At 52.2% G+C, this 21,662-nt stretch carries 17 protein-coding genes; 8 read left to right on the top strand and 9 right to left on the bottom strand.

The window, feature by feature from the left end; all coding sequences use genetic code 11:
- The first annotated feature begins 120 nt into the window (after nucleotides 1-120).
- Entirely contained in the window at nucleotides 121-5,622 is a 5,502-nt protein-coding gene (locus tag AC23NW_RS24090; protein ID WP_487452665.1) for an alpha-2-macroglobulin family protein, read from the top strand.
- Between the two features lie 151 nt (nucleotides 5,623-5,773).
- Here AC23NW_RS24090 and AC23NW_RS24095 read toward each other — a convergent pair whose 3' ends face one another.
- Nucleotides 5,774-6,220 (bottom strand): septal ring lytic transglycosylase RlpA family protein, encoded by a 447-nt coding sequence (locus AC23NW_RS24095; protein WP_293836952.1) that lies wholly within the window; start codon nucleotides 6,218-6,220, stop codon nucleotides 5,774-5,776.
- A 272-nt stretch (nucleotides 6,221-6,492) separates the two neighbouring features.
- Between AC23NW_RS24095 and AC23NW_RS24100 the strand changes: the two genes are divergently transcribed.
- On the top strand, nucleotides 6,493-6,813 hold the full coding sequence (locus AC23NW_RS24100; protein WP_293836950.1) for a DUF3276 family protein: 321 nt from the start codon (nucleotides 6,493-6,495) through the stop codon (nucleotides 6,811-6,813).
- A gap of 283 nt (nucleotides 6,814-7,096) precedes the next feature.
- Entirely contained in the window at nucleotides 7,097-8,200 is a 1,104-nt protein-coding gene (gene ychF, locus AC23NW_RS24105; RefSeq protein WP_487452668.1) for a redox-regulated ATPase YchF, read from the top strand.
- 64 nt (nucleotides 8,201-8,264) lie between these two features.
- Here ychF and AC23NW_RS24110 read toward each other — a convergent pair whose 3' ends face one another.
- The 3 genes from AC23NW_RS24110 to AC23NW_RS24120 form a co-directional block, all read right to left on the bottom strand.
- Nucleotides 8,265-9,575 (bottom strand): type IX secretion system plug protein, encoded by a 1,311-nt coding sequence (locus AC23NW_RS24110; RefSeq protein WP_487452669.1) that lies wholly within the window; start codon nucleotides 9,573-9,575, stop codon nucleotides 8,265-8,267.
- Between the two features lie 146 nt (nucleotides 9,576-9,721).
- Nucleotides 9,722-10,102, bottom strand: coding sequence for a hypothetical protein (locus AC23NW_RS24115; protein ID WP_487452671.1), 381 nt, complete (start codon nucleotides 10,100-10,102; stop codon nucleotides 9,722-9,724).
- Between the two features lie 72 nt (nucleotides 10,103-10,174).
- Nucleotides 10,175-12,376, bottom strand: coding sequence for a T9SS type A sorting domain-containing protein (locus AC23NW_RS24120; protein WP_487452673.1), 2,202 nt, complete (start codon nucleotides 12,374-12,376; stop codon nucleotides 10,175-10,177).
- A 112-nt stretch (nucleotides 12,377-12,488) separates the two neighbouring features.
- Here AC23NW_RS24120 and AC23NW_RS24125 point away from each other — a divergent pair, with 112 nt between their 5' ends.
- From AC23NW_RS24125 to ahcY, 3 genes are all read left to right on the top strand, one after another.
- Entirely contained in the window at nucleotides 12,489-13,784 is a 1,296-nt protein-coding gene (locus AC23NW_RS24125; protein ID WP_487452674.1) for a UDP-N-acetylmuramoyl-tripeptide--D-alanyl-D-alanine ligase, read from the top strand.
- 123 nt (nucleotides 13,785-13,907) lie between these two features.
- Nucleotides 13,908-14,564, top strand: coding sequence for a GDSL-type esterase/lipase family protein (locus AC23NW_RS24130; RefSeq protein ID WP_487452676.1), 657 nt, complete (start codon nucleotides 13,908-13,910; stop codon nucleotides 14,562-14,564).
- A 168-nt stretch (nucleotides 14,565-14,732) separates the two neighbouring features.
- Entirely contained in the window at nucleotides 14,733-16,049 is a 1,317-nt protein-coding gene (gene ahcY, locus AC23NW_RS24135; RefSeq protein WP_293836932.1) for an adenosylhomocysteinase, read from the top strand.
- Between the two features lie 66 nt (nucleotides 16,050-16,115).
- On the opposite strand, the gene AC23NW_RS24140 is transcribed toward ahcY, so the two are convergent.
- Together AC23NW_RS24140 and AC23NW_RS24145 are read right to left on the bottom strand one after the other, a co-directional pair.
- Nucleotides 16,116-18,197, bottom strand: a complete 2,082-nt coding sequence (locus AC23NW_RS24140; RefSeq protein WP_487452678.1) for a sialate O-acetylesterase — start codon at nucleotides 18,195-18,197, stop codon at nucleotides 16,116-16,118.
- A 98-nt stretch (nucleotides 18,198-18,295) separates the two neighbouring features.
- Complete coding sequence (locus AC23NW_RS24145) at nucleotides 18,296-18,598, bottom strand: DUF4286 family protein (protein WP_487452680.1); 303 nt, start codon at nucleotides 18,596-18,598, stop codon at nucleotides 18,296-18,298.
- A gap of 39 nt (nucleotides 18,599-18,637) precedes the next feature.
- Between AC23NW_RS24145 and AC23NW_RS24150 the strand changes: the two genes are divergently transcribed.
- Nucleotides 18,638-19,072 carry a cytochrome B gene (locus AC23NW_RS24150; RefSeq protein WP_293836926.1) on the top strand — a complete coding sequence of 145 codons (435 nt, stop codon included), beginning with the start codon at nucleotides 18,638-18,640 and terminating at the stop codon, nucleotides 19,070-19,072.
- Between the two features lie 84 nt (nucleotides 19,073-19,156).
- Here AC23NW_RS24150 and AC23NW_RS24155 read toward each other — a convergent pair whose 3' ends face one another.
- Complete coding sequence (locus tag AC23NW_RS24155; RefSeq protein ID WP_071505257.1) at nucleotides 19,157-19,483, bottom strand: HesB/IscA family protein; 327 nt, start codon at nucleotides 19,481-19,483, stop codon at nucleotides 19,157-19,159.
- Between the two features lie 125 nt (nucleotides 19,484-19,608).
- Between AC23NW_RS24155 and mce the strand changes: the two genes are divergently transcribed.
- Nucleotides 19,609-20,013 carry a methylmalonyl-CoA epimerase gene (gene mce / locus AC23NW_RS24160; protein WP_487452766.1) on the top strand — a complete coding sequence of 135 codons (405 nt, stop codon included), beginning with the start codon at nucleotides 19,609-19,611 and terminating at the stop codon, nucleotides 20,011-20,013.
- A gap of 51 nt (nucleotides 20,014-20,064) precedes the next feature.
- Here mce and AC23NW_RS24165 read toward each other — a convergent pair whose 3' ends face one another.
- Both AC23NW_RS24165 and AC23NW_RS24170 read right to left on the bottom strand, forming a co-directional pair.
- A complete protein-coding gene (locus AC23NW_RS24165) occupies nucleotides 20,065-20,724 on the bottom strand; it encodes a response regulator transcription factor (RefSeq protein ID WP_293836922.1) in 660 nt (219 codons plus the stop codon).
- Between the two features lie 14 nt (nucleotides 20,725-20,738).
- On the bottom strand, nucleotides 20,739-21,545 hold the full coding sequence (locus AC23NW_RS24170) for a sensor histidine kinase (protein ID WP_293836920.1): 807 nt from the start codon (nucleotides 21,543-21,545) through the stop codon (nucleotides 20,739-20,741).
- Nucleotides 21,546-21,662: the final 117 nt, after the last annotated feature.

A 21,662-nucleotide genomic window follows, 5' to 3' on the forward strand; every position in this document is an offset into this window, starting at 1 on the left:
ACCGACAACAATAAACTACCCGAATAATAAGTCCTGCTCTATCTTCGGGGCTGAAACTTGACAAGCACGCCGCGTTTCTCCATCTTTCTGCGTTTTAAACGCGTAGATCACGCTTCTGTCATGAAACCCTTCCTTGCCGGTTGTTGCCTGCTCCTTTTTTCCTTTTTATTAGCTGATTGTTCGCGGTTGGCGAACCTGAATTCAGTTGCTGTGATTGGCCGTAATTTCGACGACGAAATTCAGCGGACCCAGAACCTGACGTTTTCCTTTAACAAAAATATCGGGCCGGAAGGCCATCTCAATGAATGGGATTCGACGCAGTACGTCCGTTTCAAGCCGGCCGTTCGGGGTAAATTCAAATGGACGTCGCCGAGCGAACTGGTGTTTTCTCCCTCAACTGCGTTTGACCCCGCTACCGATTACCGCGCCGAACTGACCAATGAGGTACTGGCCCATGCTGCCGATAAAGAGCTTGGCGTATCAACCGATGAAATGGCGTTTCATACACCCTATCTGCAACTCGCCGGTACCGAAACGTGGTGGACCCGTTCGCGGGAAACAGGGCAGCCGGTGGCCAAAACAAAGCTGAACTTTAATTATCCGGTATCGTCGGCTGATGTATCGTCGAAACTGAGTGTGGCTACGGAAGATGGCGTGCAGACCACCCAGGTTACGTCCACCGACAATCAGGCGCAGGTAAGCCTGCTGCTGCCCAAAGCGCCCTCGTCTAAACAGGATGTGCCGCTGACAATCAAGGTCGAAAAGGGAATTAAAGTCCCTAACACCGCTTACCAGAGTCAGGAGCTGATTGAAGACAAAACAGCGCTGCCGTCGCGCTACAAAGTGGAAATTGTTGATGTACAGACTGGCTACGAAAATAATCGCGGTACCGTGCGGGTCATTACCACGCAGGAATTACAGCCGGGCAATCTGAGTCAGTATTACAGCATTCAGCCGCAGGTTGAAACAACGGCAGAATTAACCGAAAACGGGTTCATCGTTCGCGGCGACTTCAACGAGACAGATACCTATGTGCTGACCCTGACCGACCAGATCCGTGGCGTACTGAACACAAAACTGGACGAACCGGTTAACCGTGATCTGTTCTTCGGTAAAATGCCCGCCAGCATTCAGTTTGCCAGTAAAAAAGCACTGTACCTGTCGTCGAAAGGGGCGCGGAATATCGGTCTGACGGTGGTCAACGTGCCTAAGGTGCAGGTTAAGATTGCAAAGGTCTACGAAAACAACATTATCCAGTTTCTGAAAAACGGCCGTTTTGAAGAGTATGCCGAAAACGGAAGCGGCGAGTGGATGCCGTCCGGCGCGTACAACTATAATCAGGATGAGCAGGATCAGTATGGTAATGTACTGGTTGACAAAACCGTAGACACGCAGGATTTACCGAAGGTCCGCGGGCTTTCGGCGCTGAACGTGGCCGTACCAGATCAGGTAGCTGGCAGCGGGCAGCAGCCGCTTCGCGGGGTTTATCTGGTGTCGGTAAGCTCTAAGGATGAAGCCTATTTGCAGGCTACGCAACTGGTGTCGGTCTCTGATATCGGCCTGATTACCCGCCAGACCAAAGACGAGGTACTGGTGTGGGCCAACTCCATCCGGACAGCCGAACCGCTTAACGATGTGGAGATTACGCTGGTAAGTTCCAATAACCAGACAATGGTTTCGCTGAAAACGGACGGCGAGGGGTTTGCGCGGTTTGATAAGGTTACCGAAAAAGCGCCGGGCTTTCAGGTGGGTATGGTAACGGCCCGCACGGCAGATGATTTTAACTTTCTTTATTTGCCTGACACGCAGATCGAAACCTCGCGCTTCGATGTGGAGGGTAAACGGGATAACGCGTCGGGTTTTGAGGCGTTTGTATACGGTGACCGAGATATTTACCGCCCCGGTGAAACGATTCATGTCAATACCATTGTCCGGACCGAAACCTGGCAGTCGGTCGGGCAGGTGCCGCTGACGGTAAAACTGCTGCTGCCGAATGGCCGCGAATACACCACGCTCCGGAAAACAACCAACGATGCCGGTGCCGTTGCCACGGATATTGCCCTTGACCCCGCCGCCGTGACCGGAACTTACACCTTTGAGGTGTTGAATGCCAATAATGTATTGCTGACTTCGCAGTCGATTAGTGTGGAGGAGTTTATTCCCGACCGGATCAAGGTCGATGTAGCCACCGACCGGGCAGTATACCGCACAGGCCAGACCATTACTGCGTCGGCTACGGCCATGAACCTGTTCGGGCCGCCGGCCGCCGACCGGGCCTATGAGATGGAGCTGCAACTGAAACGCAAGGTATTTTCCCCAAAAGGCTACAGCGACTATACCTTCGATATGCCCGATGGCGGTAGCCGGAGCGGCGAGGCTGGCCAGCCGTATAAGTTTGAAAAAGACCTGCGTCAGGCGCGCACCAATGCTAACGGCCAGGCAACGGAGCGTTTTCAGTTGCCTGCTACCTATCAGGATATGGGCCTGCTGGAAGCAAAGCTGTTTGTGACGGTATTCGACGAAAACGGCCGGCCGGTAAACCGGCTCCGGAAACTCGATGTGCTGACACAGGACATTTTTTACGGCGTCCGGCTGGCCGATCATTACGTGACCACCAACGCGCCGCTGGCCATCGGATTGGTTGGCGTAAATAAAGACGGGCAGCTGCGGCCCGGCGCCGTGGCGGCGGTCGATATTGTCCGGTATGACTACCAGACCGTGATTGAGAAAAACGGCGAAGGAGACAATGCCCAGCTGAAGTACATCACCAGGCGGCGGGAAAAGCAAGTGTACGCCAACACGGTGACGCTGAAGAGCGGGAAGGCTGACTTTACGTATGTCCCTACCGTATCGGGCGAGTATGAGGTACGCGTGCGCCGTCAGGGCGCGATGGGCTACACCGCCACCAGTTTTTACGCTTATGGGTATGGCAGTACGGTCGCGTCGTCATTCGAGGTCAGTCAGGAGGGTCAGGTGTTAATGGAATTTGACAAGGCGTCCTACGAAACCGGCGATAAAGCTAAAGTCCTGTTTAAGGCGCCTTTTAACGGTAAACTACTAGTTACGGTTGAGCGCAATAAGGTACTTGAGCAGCATTGGCTCACGACCGAAAATAAGTCGGCCGAATGGAGTTTCTCAGTGGGAGACGGGCATTTGCCGAATGTTTACATAACAGCCACGCTGATCCGCGCGATGGATGATACCAACCTGCCGCTGACGGTCGCCCACGGCTTTGCGCCGGTATTGGTACAGGACCAGGAGACGAAGCTGCCGGTTGAGGTTGTTGCGGCAGTGAGCTCCCGTTCCAAAACAAAACAAACGATCCGGATTAAAACGAAAGCCAATGCGCAGGTGACAATTGCCGTGGTTGATGAAGGGATTTTACAGCTGAAAAACTTTAAGACTCCCGATCCGCACGGCTTTTTCTACCAGAAACGCGCCCTCGAAGTCGGCAGCCACGATCTGTATGCGCTGCTGTTCCCTGAGTTATCGCTGGCCTCCCGGTCAAGTTCGGGCGGGGACGGCTACGACCTCGAACGGCGGGTGAATCCGCTCAGCAACGGGCGGGTCCGGCTGGTGGCGCTCTGGAGCGGTATTCTGGAAACGGGTTTTGACGGCGAAGCTGAATTTACGGTTGATATTCCGCAGTTCTCGGGCGATTTGCGGGTGATGGCTGTGGCTTACAAAGACGATGCTTTTGGCTCGGCGACCCACAACATGAAAGTGGCCGATCCGATTGTGATCAGCACCGGTGTGCCTCGTTTTCTGAGTCCGGGCGATGAACTGCAACTGCCCGTAAACCTGAGTAATACGACGAATAAACCGGCCGTTATCCAGGCCAGGCTGGGTGTCAGCGGGCCATTGGCGGTTGTTACGGACAGCAGCACGCAGGCCGTTCAGAAACTGACGATTCCGGCAGGCCGCGAAGTGAGGGCCCTGTTCCGGGTCCGGGCGCAGCAGGCTATCGGGCCGGGGGCTATTTCGGTGGCCGTATCCGGTTTTGGTAATGAAGTGTTCAGCGAGAAAACAGACATTACGGTTCGCCCGGCGGCCTCCTTACAGAAGATTACGCAGGCCGGTGCGGTGGCGGGTGGTAAGAGCCTGGCCATCGGGCAGGCCACGGGCAGCTTTTTGCCCGGCACCAGCCGCGCTTCGCTTACGGTAAGCCGGTCGCCGGTCATGCAGTATGGTCGTGAACTGGCCTATCTGCTGGGCTATCCGCACGGTTGCCTGGAACAAACCATCTCAAAGGCATTCCCCCAGCTCTATTTTGCCGATCTGACACGGACAATGGGTGCCAATGGCGTGTATTTTGTCCGGAGCGGCGGCGATTCTGACCTGAATCCAGCTACGAATGTGCGTCAGGCGATACAGAAGATCGAAGCACAACAGGTCTACAACGGCGGATTCGGCATGTGGCCGGGCCAGACACAGTCCGAAGACTGGGCGTCGGCCTATGCCGTACATTTCCTGACAGAAGCAGGGCAGGCCGGTTACGAAGTGCGAAGCGCGGTGCTCAGCAAAGCCATTGACTTTCTGACGGCTAAAAGCAGTACACCGGCGACGGAAGAAATGGTGTCCTTCGACGAAAGCGGCACGCGGACGGTCCGTCAGGTTGCCGGCCGGACGAATATTTATAGCCTGTACGTACTGGCTAATGCCGGTAAACCAAACCGTGCGGCAATGAACTATTACAAGCAGAATGCCAATACACTGACGACGGACAGCCGGTATGTGCTGGCTGCCGCGTTCTTCCGGATCGGCGATGTGCGGAGTTACAATGCCTTGCTGCCGAAGCGGTTTACCGGAAACAGCACAGAACGGGAAACCGGCGGCAGCTATGCCTCGCCGTTGCGGAATCTGGCGCTGGCGTTGCAAACCCTGGTCGATGCCGATCCGGACAATATTCAGATACCCGATATGGCGCGGCAACTGTCGGGAGCGTTGCGGCAGGCGGGCTACCTGAACACACAGGAGGCGGCATACGCGTTTCTGGCACTGGGTAAGCTGGCCCGGAAAAATGCAACTAGTACTGCTACTGCAACAGTTGTCTCTGGGAAACAGACGGTTGGTAACTTTACCGGTGCTGATTTGTTCCTGAAACGGGTAGGGCAGCCGTTAATACTGACCGCCAAAGGCACGGGTAATGCCTATTACTTCTGGCAGAGCGAAGGGGTGCCGGCAACGGGTGGTATTGCGGATGAAGACAAAGGGTTACAGGTTCGCCGGACGTTCCTGAGCCGCGATGGGCAACCACTGAGCCGTTTCCGGCAAAACGACCTGATCGTTGTACGCATTGCGCTGAGCAGCACCAATGGCTTACCGGTAGCGAATGTCGTGGTGACGGATTTACTGCCGGCCGGGTTCGAAATCGAGAACCCCCGGATTACTGAACCACGGGACATGGACTGGTTGCAGAAACCATCCGTACCGGACCATTTTGATGTGCGGGATGACCGGATCAATTTCTATACAAATGCGGGTGCAACAGAGCTGAACTTCTATTATATGGTACGTGCTGTGTCGAAAGGTAAGTTCGTTTTGGGGCCTGTTTCGGCAGATGCCATGTACAATGCTGCCTATCGGAGTTACTCTGGCAGCGGGAGTGTAATCGTAGAATAGTACAAAAAAAGAACCGTTCGGATGTCAGCCTGGGAAGTTGCCCGTTAACGTTTAGGCAGCGGCATCCGAACGGTTCAATACGAAAGCCGGGGAAGGTACGATATCTCCTTGTAAGCCCGGCTGAAAAAGGCAGGATTAACCTGCAAGCCAATTAATTACGGTTCACGGCCTCAGCTGATGAAAGGAACTGAGTCTCGGTGGCGGGAACCGTTTCGGGGGCTGCTAAGGCAACGACCCCATTTTCGCCGACAACCCGAAGTTGTACGTTGGCAACACCTTTCTGAACGATGCCCAACGCTTTAGCGGCTGCATAAGTCATATCGATTATGCGGCCTTTAGAGAATGGCCCTCTGTCATTAATACGAACAATGACAGAGCGTTGATTGTCAAGGTTTTTTACCTCAACCATCGTATTGAACGGCAGGTTCCGGTGAGCGGCTTCGAAGGCCAGACTATTCACCTTTTCTCCTCCTGCGGTTCTGCGGCCATGGAACTTTTTAGAGTAAAACGACGCCTTACCCTTCTGTATGAGGCCCGATTGAGCCTCCGTCGGTTTGATGGTGCTAAACAACAACATCAGTGACATGATTATGCTCATACAGCGTACGGTTAAGTTTAACAAGCAAAGAGGGGTATGTCTCTATCGCTGACACATACCCCTCTCCCTAAAAAGTGCAACTTCCACAAAACAAAGTTACGAAAAAAAACGTTAAGAGCAAAATGCCTGGCAATCAGCCACCAACTCAATAATCCTCCGTTTAGTAAAGAGTCTGTATACCGATCGTAAAAATTATTTAATAATATTCTTTTGTTCCTGATACTATTACACTTAATTTGGCGTTTAGAGCAACGCTAAACCTCACTGTAATTGTGGAAGAACGAGAGAAGGAAAAAATCTACTCTAAGCGGGTACGGGCCGGAAAACGAACATATTTCTTTGACGTCAAGTCGACCCGTGCGAATGATTATTACCTGACGATTACTGAAAGCCGCCGCCATCCGCAGGGTGATGGGTTTACTTATGAGAAGCATAAGATGTTCATTTACAAAGAAGACTTCGATAAGTTTATTGACGCTTTGCGTGGTACAGTGGACCACATTAAAACGGAACTGATGCCCGATGTTGACTTTTCTCAGTTTAACCAACGGGAAGAGTTCGACGACTTCAACAGCGATCTGAAGTGGGACTAATTCGTATCAGCCAGGTAAACCGGCGGTTGTTTTACGATTTTCGTACGTACCAGATTATTTCTCTCCACCGAAACTCGGATCGTAAGCAATATATTGACCGTTATCGCCTGTAAATCATGACAACCCTTAGCCTGGACTCATCGTCGCAGGCTTTTTTGTTGTACTTTTGCGGAAATTTTAATGAGTGAATGAGCGATTGAGTGATTGAGCGGTAGCTGCACGACAAGTGAGCGGAAAGCCTGAAACAGTCACTCAATCACTCAATCGCTCATTCACAAATCATATGGGACTTCAATGTGGAATTGTGGGCTTGCCAAACGTGGGTAAGTCGACGCTGTTTAATGCAATCTCGAGCGGTAAGGCTGAGGCCGCTAACTATCCGTTCTGTACCATAGACCCGAACGTTGGGGTCGTAACCGTACCGGATGAACGTCTGGATACGCTGGAAACACTGGTTAACCCGCAGAAAGTAGTACCGACGATCATTGAGTTTGTAGATATCGCCGGTCTGGTCAAAGGGGCTAGCCAGGGACAGGGCCTGGGCAATAAGTTCCTGGCTAACATTCGTGAGGTTGATGCCATCGTACACGTGATCCGTTGTTTCGAAGACGACAACATCGTCCACGTAGAAGGTCGCGTAAACCCGATTTTTGACAAAGACATCATCGACACTGAATTGCAGCTGAAAGACCTTGAATCGGTCGATAAAAAACTGCAGCGGATCGAAAAAGCAGCCCGTGTAAGCGGTGACGCCAAGGCAAAAGCTGAACTGGAGGTCTTACTGCGGTACAAAAATGCGCTGGAAGACGGCAAAAATGCCCGCCTGGTTGAGGCAACGGAAGAAGAGAAGCGGGCCGCTGTTGGTGACCTGCACCTGCTGACAATCAAGCCCGTCATCTATGTGGCTAACGTAGATGAAGGCTCATTGCCAAACGGTAATAAATATTCCGATCAGTTGCGGGAAACCGTAAAGGCAGAAGGTGCGGACGTACTGGTTATCTGCGCCAATATCGAGTCGCAGATTTCAGAAATGTCGGAGCCTGAGGAGCAGCAAATGTTCCTGGAAGAATACGGGTTGACCGAATCGGGCCTTAGCCAGCTGATTAAGGCGTCGTATAGCCTGCTGAACCTGATTACCTATTTCACGGCCGGCGTGAAAGAAGTACGCGCCTGGACAATTCAGCGGGGCTGGAAAGCGCCGCAGGCTGCCGGTGTGATTCACACGGACTTTGAGCGTGGCTTTATTCGTGCCGAGGTGATCAAACTGCCTGACTACGTACAGTACAAATCAGAAGCGGCCATTAAGGACGCCGGTAAGATGTCGGTCGAGGGCAAAGAATACGTCGTTCAGGACGGCGATATCATGCACTTCCGGTTTAATGTGTAATTACCTTACTTGCTTATTGATAAAAAAGGCGGACATCCGATGTCCGCCTTTTTGCTTTTGTGTCTTACTTCCGCTTATTTATGCTGATCCGCTTATAGGCAATCAGCTGATCGGCGCGGGCGGCAGGGGGACGATGATACACCAGTACTTCGTAGTCGTTTTCGGTGCCCGAATAGCTGCCTTCAATCATAAGTTCATCGGCGGTCGGGCGGGGGCTGTTGCGTTTCACCACGTAGTCGTAGTTATAAACGCCCTGCTTCAGCCAGATCGATGCCCGGTATGAGCGAACAGCCGGATCATAGGTCATACGGTTGGCGTCGTTCAGCTGCCAGAAATTGAATGCTCCGTTGACATAAGGCTCACCATCAGGTAATTCGTTGATGTTGAGGGTGAAAACCGTTTCAATGTAATCGGCGCTGACACCCGGATTGCCGGTCTCGCGGTGGTCAATAACATACAGGCCGTTGAAGTCATCTGCCTGAATGTATGCCCCTTGCAGGCGCGGCTGATCGGGCGAGATAAAGGCAATGGTGCGATCAGGCTGGTACTGCACACGATCGACATAGTTGCCACGGGAAAGTACCGTCCGGGTGTCAAAAAAACGGAATTCGTTTCCGCCCGGAATCGTGTTGCTGAGGTCAAACAGGTTATAATCAATCTGCTGATCAAACACGCGGACGTTATTCGGCTTCAGGCCGGTAATTACCTTATCATCCCGGTAATTCTGCCGGATCACTACCTTAAAATCATCCTGCGGCGACACGACCTGATAGTTACGGTAATCGATACTCATATCAATCTGCTGATCCTGAAACTGACGCTGCGGACTGGTCGAAAAACGGACGCCGGCCGTTACATTTACCTTGTTGGCATAGGTCATAAACCGGCGCGTGAAGAGAATTTTGCGCGGGTTCCGCTCATCAAAAACAACCAGAATATAATTGCCCGGTAACTTTACACGTGGAACAGTAAACCGGTAATGGTAATATAAAACTTTGGTATTCAGGGAAGTCTGGTATTCGCTGATGGGATAATCGTTGTATTCGTACGTGAACTCAATATCGTTCAGTGCTGATTTCTGCCAGTCGGCGTTGCAGTGAATAAACTTTGCCCGGAACATGCGGTAACTGCCCGTCAGATCATCAAATTCGAGTTGCAGCTGCTGCCCGTTCATGGCGTCTTCGCTGGTCAGCATCACCGGCGGATTCAGCGTTTTGCCAGGGCTGTCGGGGGTAGAGCCAATCAGCGGATACAGGAGAACGGTATGAATTTTCGGGTCAATGATCTGGTCGGTTGTCGGGATTGTCTGCGCGGTTGCCGGTAAGGTTAATAACCAGCAAAGCACAAGCCGGATACGGCGGAAGGCGTTGGGCATAGAAAAAAAGGTTACAAGCTGCTGAATAGTGACCTTTAAGGCCGGTAGAAAACGAAGAACCCACGGACGGTTAATCAAAAACGATCCGGAGTTCTTCGTTCATCAGTCAGACAAAAATATACGTATTTGGCCGGATGCGAAACACCTTAATAGGCCAGATAGCTGTCGCCTTTGTCAGTCGTATCGGTTTCGTCGCTGATCCGGTCGATCTCGTCTTCACTTAGGGCTTCGTCGGTTGGAAGCTTATCATAGTCAACGTCATTCGACACATTGTCAAAGGCGTGCTGCGCAGTGGTTGTATCGGTATACAGAATAGAGTCGGCTGCTTCTTCCGAGGCCGGATTCCACTCATCTGTACTGCCGCTGTTCAGGCCGAGACCGGCGTAGATGGCGCTGTCTTCCGGATCGCCGGATGCATCTTTAGCGAGTTCTTCCTGTCCGGCATTGTTGCGCGGCGACAGCCCTTCAAGCGGTCCGCCGGTCTGTTGGTCAACGGGTTGTTGATCGGAGTTGTTTGTATTTTCCATAACGTTCTGTCAGTAAAGCCGGCCTGTATGACCGGCGTATTTCAGACAAAACCGTAAACTACCGGGCAAGGTTTATTTCCAGACCACAACCTTCTGAACCAGTGGTGGTTTGCCTTCGGAAAGCAGCCGCACAAGGTAGGTGCCGTCGCCGAGTGTACCAAGGTCCAGCAGGGTCTCATTATAGGCCCTGACCGACATCCCCTGCATCAGCTGCTGTCCACTGAGTGAAATAACCTCAGCGATACCGTCATGTGGCGGGCGGATGGTGACATACCGCTCGGTCGGGTTGGGATAGGCCCAGGGCAACACCGGCTCCCCGTTGTCGATGCCGGTAATCACGACTTTTTCCGACGTATTCTTCAGGTACCGCAGGCCGCCGCCCGTCGTTCCGATCAGCAAGTCAGGCAATTGATCGCCGTCCAGATCGCCGGTAGCCAGCATCAGGTCGTGACCAGGCGTGCCGATTGCCGCCAGTGTATCCAGCAATACCAGTGACTGGTTTGGCTGGTCAGGAAAGCGGTATAGCTTCATCTTACCCCACTGATCGCCCGAGATCAGTTCGGGCCGCTGATCGCCGTTGAGGTCGGCGACGACCAGCGAAGGGCCGCCCGCCAGTGTGTTAACCTTTGATCCGCCGTATTCTTCGGTCTGGAGCTGAAACGCAGGGCTTGCGGCTGTCCCCGTATTGCGGTAATACGCGATGTTACCGATGGAGCGGCCAACGAGCATGTCGGGAAGGCCGTCTTTATCGACATCAACAAAAGAGGGAATGTCGCCTGGTCCCAGCAGATTCGGCGTCGGAATCAGTTTTACGCCGGCCAGTGTGTATCTGGCGGGAGCTTTTGCCGCAGCCTGGTTGTAAAACGCGCGGATTTCAATTCCCCGCACTGAATTACTGAACACGATCAGGTCAAGGCTACCGTTGCCGTCCAGGTCGGCAAAGCGCGGCATCAGGTCGGTAAGCACGGTAGAGCTGCCAAGACCGAGATAATCACTGGATACCAGATCGAAATAGGCTTCCTGCGGTGTTCCCTTGTTCTCAAAGTAAAACAGGTTGCCACGGAACGTCTGGCCAGTCAGTATCCCGCCATTACCTACCAGCAGGTCCAGATCACCGTCGCCGTCCAGATCGGCAAGGGCAGGGGCCGCCCGCTCGCCGAGATCCAGCATGTCGCGTTGCAGGAAGTTTTTCTGAACCAGCTGGAAATCCGGTTTCTGATTCGTACCAACGTTGCGGTAAAACCAGTTTGATGACTGAAAATCAATCAGATTGCCTTCATTGCTGAGCACGTTTGGCGTGGCCAGCAGGTCCTTTTTACCGTCGCCGTCAACATCTTCCCAGAAAACGGCCGGGAAGTTCTGGAAGTTAATCGGGTCTTTGGCCGGAAAATTGGCATCGAAGGACGTGAACTTGGCATCGGACGTGTTCGGGCCTGCATTTTTAACCAGCGCAATATTCTGGCAGCTGACAAAACCGGCCAGCAGGTCTTTTGTGCCGTCGCCGTTGGCATCGAACAGCGTAATGGTATTGCCGGTATGGGCAGGAGTCGCTGGCCGGCCCGCGCCGGTAACGGCAACCCGACCGCCGACACTGCAATCGACGCCGAATATAAAATCATTACAGTATTCTTTCTGAAAGCCGCCCCAGCAACTGCCGATCCGCTTGAAGGTCAGGCCCGAAACGCCCTGCTGCTCGCGGCTGAGGTTCTGCTGTAACGTGAGCAGGTTGCCTGATGCATCAAAGGTCAGGATGTCAATATCGCCGTCGTCGTCGAGGTCAACGATAGCCGGAATGTCCGATGAGGCAACGTACAGGTTCTGGCGGCCGCCTAAGCCCTCGGTAATGAGCGGGTTTGCCGCTACCTGCCAGCTGACTTTACCACCCGAAGATGTATTGCGCAGCACCTGAATGCCGAACGTACTCTGGGCAAAAAGATCTTTTTTGCCGTCGCCGTCGTAGTCAACCAGCAACATCCAGTTCTGAATAGCCGGAAAGGCTGTTTCATAGGACGGATCATACTGCCAGCCTTTGTCAGTCCATAAAAATGTGCTGATTTTGCGGTTGCTGCGGTCATAGACTACCAAATCGTCAACGTTGTCGTTGTTGAGCTTCATCGTCGAAAACTGGCACGCGTTCATGCCGCCGACCCATGGATTGGGCAGTGTACGGCCATTTATTGTCAGTGCAGGCTTCTGATCATACCGGAAAGAAAGCGATTGAGCATAGTTGAGCAACGGAAAAGCAACCAGCAGGGCTGCAATATAGTTTTTCATGTATTTTTGGGCATCTATGGGCAGAGCGGTTGTACCTGTCTGTGGATGCGCGGGTAAATAACCATGCGCCAAACCTGTACACTAAGCTAACAACGAACAAGACTCTGTTCTTATGACATCAACGGCTCAACTATACCATAAATTTTTGGAGTGCACGAGTGTTTCGACCGATACCCGGCAGATTTTGCCGGACTGTTTGTTTGTTGCACTGAAAGGACCTGCCTTCGATGGCAACCGGTTTGCGGTGGACGCGCTGGCGAAAGGAGCCCGCTATGCCATAGTGGATGATCCTGCCGTGGCCGCTTCGGATCAGCGCTGCCTGCTGGTAGAAGATGGCCTGACGGCGTTACAGGATCTGGCACGGCATCATCGCCGGACGCTGACGATTCCGGTGGTGGCCATGACCGGCTCAAACGGCAAAACAACCACTAAAGAGCTGATTGCCGCCGTGTTGTCCAAGCGCTTCAAAACCTATGCTACCCCCGGGAATTTCAATAACCACATTGGTGTACCCCTGACCTTGCTCTCGATTCGCGGCGATGGCGATGACAGTTACGAAATGGCGGTGGTCGAAATGGGCGCGAATCACCAGCAGGAAATTGCCTTGCTGTGCTCAATTGCTGAGCCGACCCACGGCATGATCACGAATATCGGGAAGGCGCACCTCGAAGGCTTCGGCGGGGTAGAAGGCGTCCGGAAGGGTAAAGGCGAGTTGTTCGACTGGCTGGCCAAATCGGGCGGTACCGTGTTTGTGAATGCGCAGGATGCCACGATTATGGCTATGAAGGAAGAACGGTCGTTTAAGGAAGTGGTGACGTATTTAACCGATGGCCCGACCCTGCTCCAAGAAACGCCGGTGGTAGTATACCGCGATGCAGCCGGGCATGAGATCAAAACCCATTTGCCGGGGCAGTACAACTTTGACAATATGGCGGCTGCACTGGCCATCGGAGCCTATTTCGGCGTAACGAGCGAAGAGGCTAACCGCGCCGTTGCCGATTATAACCCGACCAACAACCGGTCGCAGGTAGTACACAAGGGCACAAATACGATCCTGCTGGATGCCTACAACGCTAATCCGAGTTCGATGGCGGCAGCGGTCCGCCAGTTTATGAATGTGCCGGCAGACAAGAAAGTGGTCATTCTGGGCGATATGTATGAGCTGGGCCCCGAAAGCGAGGCGGAACATGCTGCTCTCGGCGAACTGGTGGCTACGGGTAAGTTTGACCTGGTCATTCTGGCCGGCAAGGATATGAAGTATGCGTTGCATGCACTGCCGAAAGCCTATTATTTTCCGGATAAGTTTTCGTTGCACAACTGGATCATGGACTATCCGTTTGAGAACACGCACATCCTTATTAAAGGCTCCCGCGGCATGGGGCTGGAAACAGTCGTGCCGTTTATTTAAAAAAATGGCCACAAAGACACTAAGACGTGAAGTAACACGAAGTTTCTCCATCAGGGAGTAACCTTAACCCTTTGTGCCCCTTTGTAACGTAGTGCCTTTGTGGCCACCTATACCCATTACAATATGATGCTCAACAAAACCCCTTACATTACGCAACTGTTCCTGCTTTTCTTTCCGCTGTGCGTTGTTGCGCAGAACAAGTTTGAGTCCGAAATCAAAGCGTTTGAAGAAAAAGATAAAACTGCGCCACCGCCGGCCCATCCGATTGTATTTACCGGTAGTTCGTCAATACGTTATTGGGAAAGCCTTGCCGCTGATTTTCCGGATAAGCCGGTTATAAACCGGGGCTTCGGCGGGTCGGGTCTGGCTGACGCCCGGTATTTCGCGGACCGGATCATCATCAACTACCAGCCTAAACAAGTCGTGTTATACTCGGGTGAAAACGACGTGGCCGCCGGTAAGTCAGCGCAGTATGTATACGATCAGTTTGTTGATCTGTTTCAGTATGTCCGTAAGGCGTTGCCAAAGGTCTCATTTGTTTACATTGCGATGAAACCAAGCCCGTCCCGCCGCAAGTACTGGCCTGTTGTTCAGGAGGCGAACGCGATGATTAAAGGGTATCTGAAAAAACAGAAGCGGACAAAATATGTGGACACCTATACCCCGATGCTCTATGCCAGCGGACAGCCGCACGGAGAGTACTATAAGGGTGATAGCCTGCACATGCTGCCTAATGGGTACATACTCTGGACTAAACTGGTAAAACCAGTATTGAAATAGACGGTTTATAGCTGCTTCCTGGCATAATTTATGATTTACCGACCGGGAATGCAACCGAACGGAGAAGCGGTTTAGGTATTCTGCCGTGACTTCCATAATTTTGTATTTTGCTAAGAAACAAGCCCGTTTGCTGTACTGGCAAACAACTATAAACGAAAACGACAAATCATGTCAACGCAAACATCTGCCTACGTCCCGTATAAAGTTAAGGACATTGCCCTCGCTGAATGGGGCCGTAAAGAAATCCGGCTGGCAGAAGCCGAAATGCCTGGTCTGATGGCACTTCGTCAGGAATTTGGTCCGTCGAAACCACTGGCTGGTGCACGGGTTGCAGGCTGTCTGCACATGACTATTCAAACGGCGGTTCTGATCGAAACGCTGGTTGAACTGGGTGCTGACGTAACCTGGTCTTCATGTAACATCTTCTCCACACAAGATCACGCGGCTGCGGCTATTGCAGCGGCTGGTATCCCTGTTTATGCCTGGAAAGGAATGAACGAGGAAGAATTTAACTGGTGTATCGAGCAAACGCTGTTCTTCGGAGAAGACCGTCAGCCACTGAACATGATTCTGGATGATGGCGGTGACCTGACAAACATGGTATTTGACTTGTATCCGGAGTTGATTCCGAACATCAAAGGTCTGTCAGAAGAGACAACAACGGGTGTACACCGGTTGTATGAGCGGATGAAGAATGGTACGCTGCACCTGCCTGCTATCAACGTAAACGACTCGGTTACCAAGTCGAAGTTTGATAACAAATACGGCTGCCGCGAGTCACTGGTTGACGCCATCCGTCGTGCCACTGACCTGATGCTGGCTGGTAAAGTAGCCGTTGTGGCTGGTTATGGCGACGTAGGAAAAGGCTCGGCCGAGTCGCTGCGTGGTGCCGGTTGCCGTGTACTGGTTACCGAAATTGACCCGATCTGCGCTCTGCAGGCGGCTATGGATGGTTATGAAGTGGTACCGATGGACGAAGCCGTTAGCCGTGCCAACATCTTTGTAACAGCTACCGGTAACATCGGTATCATCAAAGACCGTCACTTCAAGAATATGCGTGACAAAGCCGTTGTGTGTAACATCGGTCACTTCGATAACGAAATCGACATGGCGTGGCTGAACGAAAACTACGGCCACACAAAATCGGCCATTAAGCCGCAGGTTGATATGTACGAAGTTGACGGCCGGGAAATCATCGTACTGGCAGAAGGCCGTCTGGTGAACCTGGGCTGTGCGATGGGTCACCCGTCGTTTGTAATGTCTTGCTCATTCTCAAACCAGACTCTGGCTCAGCTGGAACTCTGGCAGAATGCCGACAAGTACGAAAACAAAGTATACGTACTGCCGAAGAAACTGGACGAAAAAGTAGCGGCGCTGCACCTGGCACACGTAGGGGCTAAGCTTGACTCACTCGACGACGAGCAGGCGGCCTACATCGGTGTAACGACAGAAGGTCCGTTCAAAGCCGAAATGTACCGTTACTAACCGGTCAGACATATAGATTCAGCTGCATGTGCGCAGTTCCGGCAACGGGGCTGCGCACATGCTGTTTTAATAGGCCCTGATACTAAGCTGGGCCGTGTCATCTTCTCCGTTTGTAAAGCCGTTGTTTGGGGTAGAGTTCGGATCGGTTGGGGTGGCGGCTGTGATCTGTCCCTTAAAAAGGTAGTTACTGCTTATTGCCGGTACGGCCGTGAAGACCAGCCGTACCGTACTCCCGGCCTGTAAGGTATTAATCGTCGTTGTGGCTTGCTGTGCGTTAATAGAGAATGTTTCGCTGTAGTAAGCATGGAGCGATGAAGGTAGCTGGCAGACAACCTGTACATTAGAGGCTGTGGCGCCCCCCAGATTTGTAACAACGACACTAATGGCGACTGGCTGTAACGGGCGGCAAACAAGCTGATCAGACACCAGATCCAGCCGCAGATTCGCACGGCTGTTATCAATCGCCGGTTGGTTGCTGATAACAGCCGGTGCAGGGTCAACGTTGGCCGAAGGCATGAGTGAGTAGACGGTAGTGCCGCCGTCGGTCGTCCGGAAATCCAGCCACACCATGTCATCCTGTCCGTCGAAAAAGCTGGTGTTGGGTCGGGAGTCCGGATCCAACTGATCGGCTCTGGCAATTTCGGCCGCTATGCGGTAAAAACCTGATGCTGTTGGATAAACAGTAAAGGTAACTACAACCTGCTGGCTGGTACTGACCTGACTGATACTGCCCAGCAAGATACCTTTACGATACGTTAGCTGCGGACTACCGGCAAAGGCAACATTGGCGGGTAACTGGCATCGCAGCCTGACATTTGTCGCCGGTTTACCTCCCTTGTTGGTGATGATCAGCGTAAATGTAACCGGACTGCCGATAGCCACTATGCGACGGCTGGCACGGCCATCTAACCGTAAATTCGTCACCGAAACGGATTTGGGCAGTAGCGGGGCTGCTGCATTGAAAAAGTCGTTGGTCAGCTGCGCACTCCAGGCGCTGGCAAGCCGGATCAGCCCCTGCCCTGAAAAGTGTACGCCGTCGGTTCTCGGGATCTGAATGGTATCCGTCACCGGGCCGAAGAATACGCGGTCAGTCGTTTGAATTACCCGTGTCTGGGCATTGGTAACGGGTTCGTACAGGCCGGACGGATACAGCGTTGCCGTCCAGTTATCAACCGAAGCGCGGGCCACCATCCAGGGAATCGCCACATTGCCCGCATCGGCCCGGCTTTGGGCGATAATAAATTTAAGATCTGCCTCGTAGTTCGGGGATTTGGCCGGTGTCCCCTGCATGTTAGCCGGTATCGGAATGGTGTCGTAGGCTTCTGCCTCGCCCTGGTGCCAGAGAACGGCGCGGAGGCCGGTCAGCGGCACATAGTCCTGTAGTACACGTTTCAGGTTACCATAGGGCATTTTGGGCATAAAATATTCACCCCACGCGGTTGCCGTGCTGTCTTTGGTAATGCTTTCCCGCCAGTTCCGTACAGCAGTACCCGACCAGGCGGCATTATAAAACAAAACCGGTACGTTGAGCCGCTGCGCCAGCAGATCCCCCAGTTTGCCCCAGCACCAGCTCGTCAGGCCACGGGGCGAAATGGTTATGTCTTTCGTAATCGGGCTAAAGGTTGGCGGGAGCGGTAACCGGACTGTATCCGAAAAGTTGTAGTGAGTAGCCGTGCTGACACGGTCGTCGGTAGCGGCAACGGTTTCGTGATTAGGTAGTACGCCCTGCCCGTTTGATTGCCCGGCAATGGCAAATACTTCACCAACACCGATGGGTGTTATACGTGTGCTGCCAATAATCTGTTCGTTACTGATTGCTCGGACATCCAGATGATACCAGCCGCCCGAAAGCGTAAGCTGCCCGGAGAACTGACCACTTGCCGGCTGGTTATCAAGGGTAATAAAACCGTTGGTAGACGAGCCGTATCCGGCGGCCGTAGCCGTCAGCATGACCTCTATACGCTGTGTATTTGCCGGACACAGACCGGTTATGGTAATTACTGATTGATTGGCATTATTACGCTGAAAGACAATGCGGGATACCGGAAACGTTACCTGCACCTGTGCGAATACCCTGCATGAAATAAATAGTGAAATAGTTAATGCGCTGAGAAGCAGTCTCCCTGGTTGTGTAGAGGTAAGTGTCATAGCTAACATAATGTATAGAAACAGTTATGGTACTACATCTGTTAATATACATTATACCGCAGAGAATTGTTACGGAAATCCCGTAATTAACGCTGAAATCATATTTCGCGGAGCAACGTCTGAAAAGTATAGATATTACCGGCGTACCGGCGCTGCATTTGCGGATGAAGTTTCGGAGCGTAAATAGTTTCGTAGGCGTCGTAGGCTGCCTGGTCCGGGAACAGGAGCTGAATGGTATACGTACTGCCTCCGTTGTCGATTTCCGTCAGCAATTCAAGTAGTTTATGCTGAGTGGGCAGGCCGGTTGCCATAATGTCGGGCAGGTGTTCTGCACGTATCCATTGTAACCAATCGGCGGCTACGTTTTTGCTGATATTTACGGTGACGTTGTAGAGAAGCATAAAGTTCGGTTTATTTGCTGTACAAACTACAAAGATACTATGTACTCAGGACTCCTACATGCCCATTCGGGACTTCGCTGGCTGGCACTTATTCTCTTGCTGGCAGCGGTATTTGTTTCTATGCAAAAGCGTTCGGGACAAGCCGGTTATACCGATGGCGATCGTAAGCTTTATCTGTTTTCACTGATTTCGGTACACACGCAGTTACTGATCGGGCTGGTTTTATTCTTCATCAGCCCTAAAGTTGATTTCAGCATGATGAGCGACAAAATCTATCGCTTCTATACGGCGGAACACTCTGTCGGAATGCTGATTGCTATTGCGCTGATTACCGTTGGCTATTCGAAGCACAAGCGCCTGAGCGGCAGTGCGGCGAAACACAAAGCAGTATTTACCTTTTACGCTATCGGTCTGCTCGTTATTCTGGCCTCAATTCCGTGGCCGTTCCGGATTCCGGGCGCAGGCTGGTTCTGATCAGTCCGGCCTGACAAGCAAACGGGGTGTATGGAGTGAAACCAGCCGGTCTCCTCCATACACCCCGTTTTTACGTATGGTCTGCTAAACGGCAAAACTTTCGCCACAGCCGCAGGTGCGGGTTGCGTTCGGGTTTTTAAACTGAAACCCTTTACCATTTAAGCCGTCCGAAAAATCAAGTTCTGTGCCGGCCAGATAAAGCAGGCTTTTGCGGTCAACAAAAATTTTGATGCCTTTATCTTCGACAATATGGTCAGTCGGCTGCTGAGCGGTATCAAACTGCAGGTCATACATCAGACCCGAGCAACCGCCGCCTTCTACTGCCACCCGAATCGCGTAGTTGTCAGTTAAGCCTTCTTTCTGGCGTAACTCAACGATTTTTTCTTTTGCTTTATCCGATACCGATACCATTGTTGACAGAAATCTATAGCTGGTTATGAGAAATGTCTTTTGCTAATTTAATAACTTATCGCCGTTTTGAAAAGTTCGGTTTTCTGACCGGACTACTATCGTCTAATCCGGCTTTTATTGATCTCATGCTGACCAACGTCGAACATCTGGGTATTGCGGTTAAGAACCTGACTGCCTCAAATGACCTGTTTACAAAGCTGCTGGGTGTGGCTCCCTATAAATCTGAGGCGGTTGAATCAGAAGGTGTAACGACCTCTTTTTTCAGCATTAACCAGACAAAAATCGAGCTTCTGGAGGCAACCCGCCCCGACAGCGCCATCGCTAAGTTTATCGACAAAAAAGGCGAAGGTATTCACCATATCGCGTTTGAAGTGGATGATATTCTGGCTGAGATGGAACGATTAAAAGGTGAAGGCTTTACGCTGCTGAACGAAACCCCGAAGCAGGGCGCCGATAATAAGCTGGTTTGTTTCCTGCACCCGAAAGGCACCAACGGTGTGCTGATTGAACTGTGTCAGGAGCGGACATAAAAAAGGCAGCCCGTATCGATCCGGCTGCCTGATAGAGCTATACGGAATACCTCAGACGAGGTTGTTTTTGAAAGCGTAGGCAACCATGCCGGCGGTATTTTTAGTGCCTGTTTTTTCCAGGATCCGTAGCCGGTGGCCCTCAACCGTGCGCGGGCTCAGAAATAGTTTTTCACTGATTTCGGCCGTTGACAGCCCTTCGCAAATGAGTTTAAGCACTTCTTTCTCACGCTCCGATAACAATACTTTACTGTTATAAAACGTCGATGGCTGTTTGACAACCGTGGTCCGGTTGGTCATTTTGCGGAGCATGGCTTTCGATACGAACTCATTCAGGTAAACGCCTTCGTCAATCACCTTGCGGATGGCCAGCTCAACTTCATCCGGTTCGGCATCTTTCAGCAGATACCCGCTGACGCCTTTCTCCAGCAGGTGCAGTACCATCCGGTCTTCATCGTGCATCGTCAGCACAACAATTTTGATGAGCGGGTAATTTTCCCGGAGCCAGTCGGCCGTGGCGGTGCCGTCGAGGACAGGCATCTGTAAATCGAGCAGGACTACATCGGGCGTTTTGCGCGGGACCTTGTCAATTAATTCCTGACCATTTGAAGCTTCAAGAATCAGTTCAAAATCAGGGACCTGACTCAGAATGGTAGCCATGCCTACCCGGAATAAATTATGATCGTCGCACAGGGCTAGTTTTATCTTACGCATGGCAGAAGAGGACATTAGGTCAAAAGCGGAACAAGTTTAGCATTTTCAAGCGGAACTTGCACATAAATATGTGATCCGCGGCCGGGCGCCACATCAAATGTCACGTGTCCGTCAACCACACTCAGGCGGCTTTCGATGTTCCGGATCCCTAGCCCACGCTGCTTGTTCTGGAGTACTTCATCCAGATCGAACCCGCGCCCGTCGTCGAATACATTAAGCCGGATTTCTTTCTGAGCCGGAAACAGCTGAATCACAATGCTGTTTGCTCCCGCATGTTTAATAGCGTTACTGACCAGTTCCTGGACAATCCGGTAAATCATGATTTCGATGGCCGGTGTCAGCGGCGGGAGTGTTTCAGGGCGTTCGAGCCGGACATCGACCAGGTCGTTACTGGCATTACCGACAAGCTCTTCCAGGGAAGCCAGCAGACCAAACCGTTCGAGGGTGGTCGGGACAAGATCGCGGCTGATCCGGCGGACATTTTTCAGGGTATCATCCAGCAGCTGACGGGTCTTACGGGCCTGGTGCGAGGGCGGTGTTTCGGGCGTAAGCTGGCGTTCGAGCTGATTCAGGGTTAGTTTGGCCACAGACAGCATGGTGCCGATATCGTCGTGCAGGTCCTGGGCTAAGCGGCGCCGTTCGGCCTCCTGACCGTGGAAAGTAGCTGCCATCAGTTCCTGGCGGTGGCGTTCCTGCATCTCTTTCAGGGCCAACCGCTGCTGTGCCTGCTTATGCTGGTAATAGGCCACGAAGATGATGATAAAGATCGCCATCATCAGCAAAACTGCCGTACCAATTGCAATGACTAAGCCTGCACTCATTTCAGCGTAAAGTTTTCAGGTTGGCGTATCCGGATAGTGGTTACAAGGGTTGTGTAAATGTTCTGTAGAAAGGTAGATTAGTTAAATATGCAGAAGTTGGCACGGAATGGCAAATAC

The sequence above is a fragment of the Arsenicibacter sp. R0_47 genome, assembly GCF_057652235.1.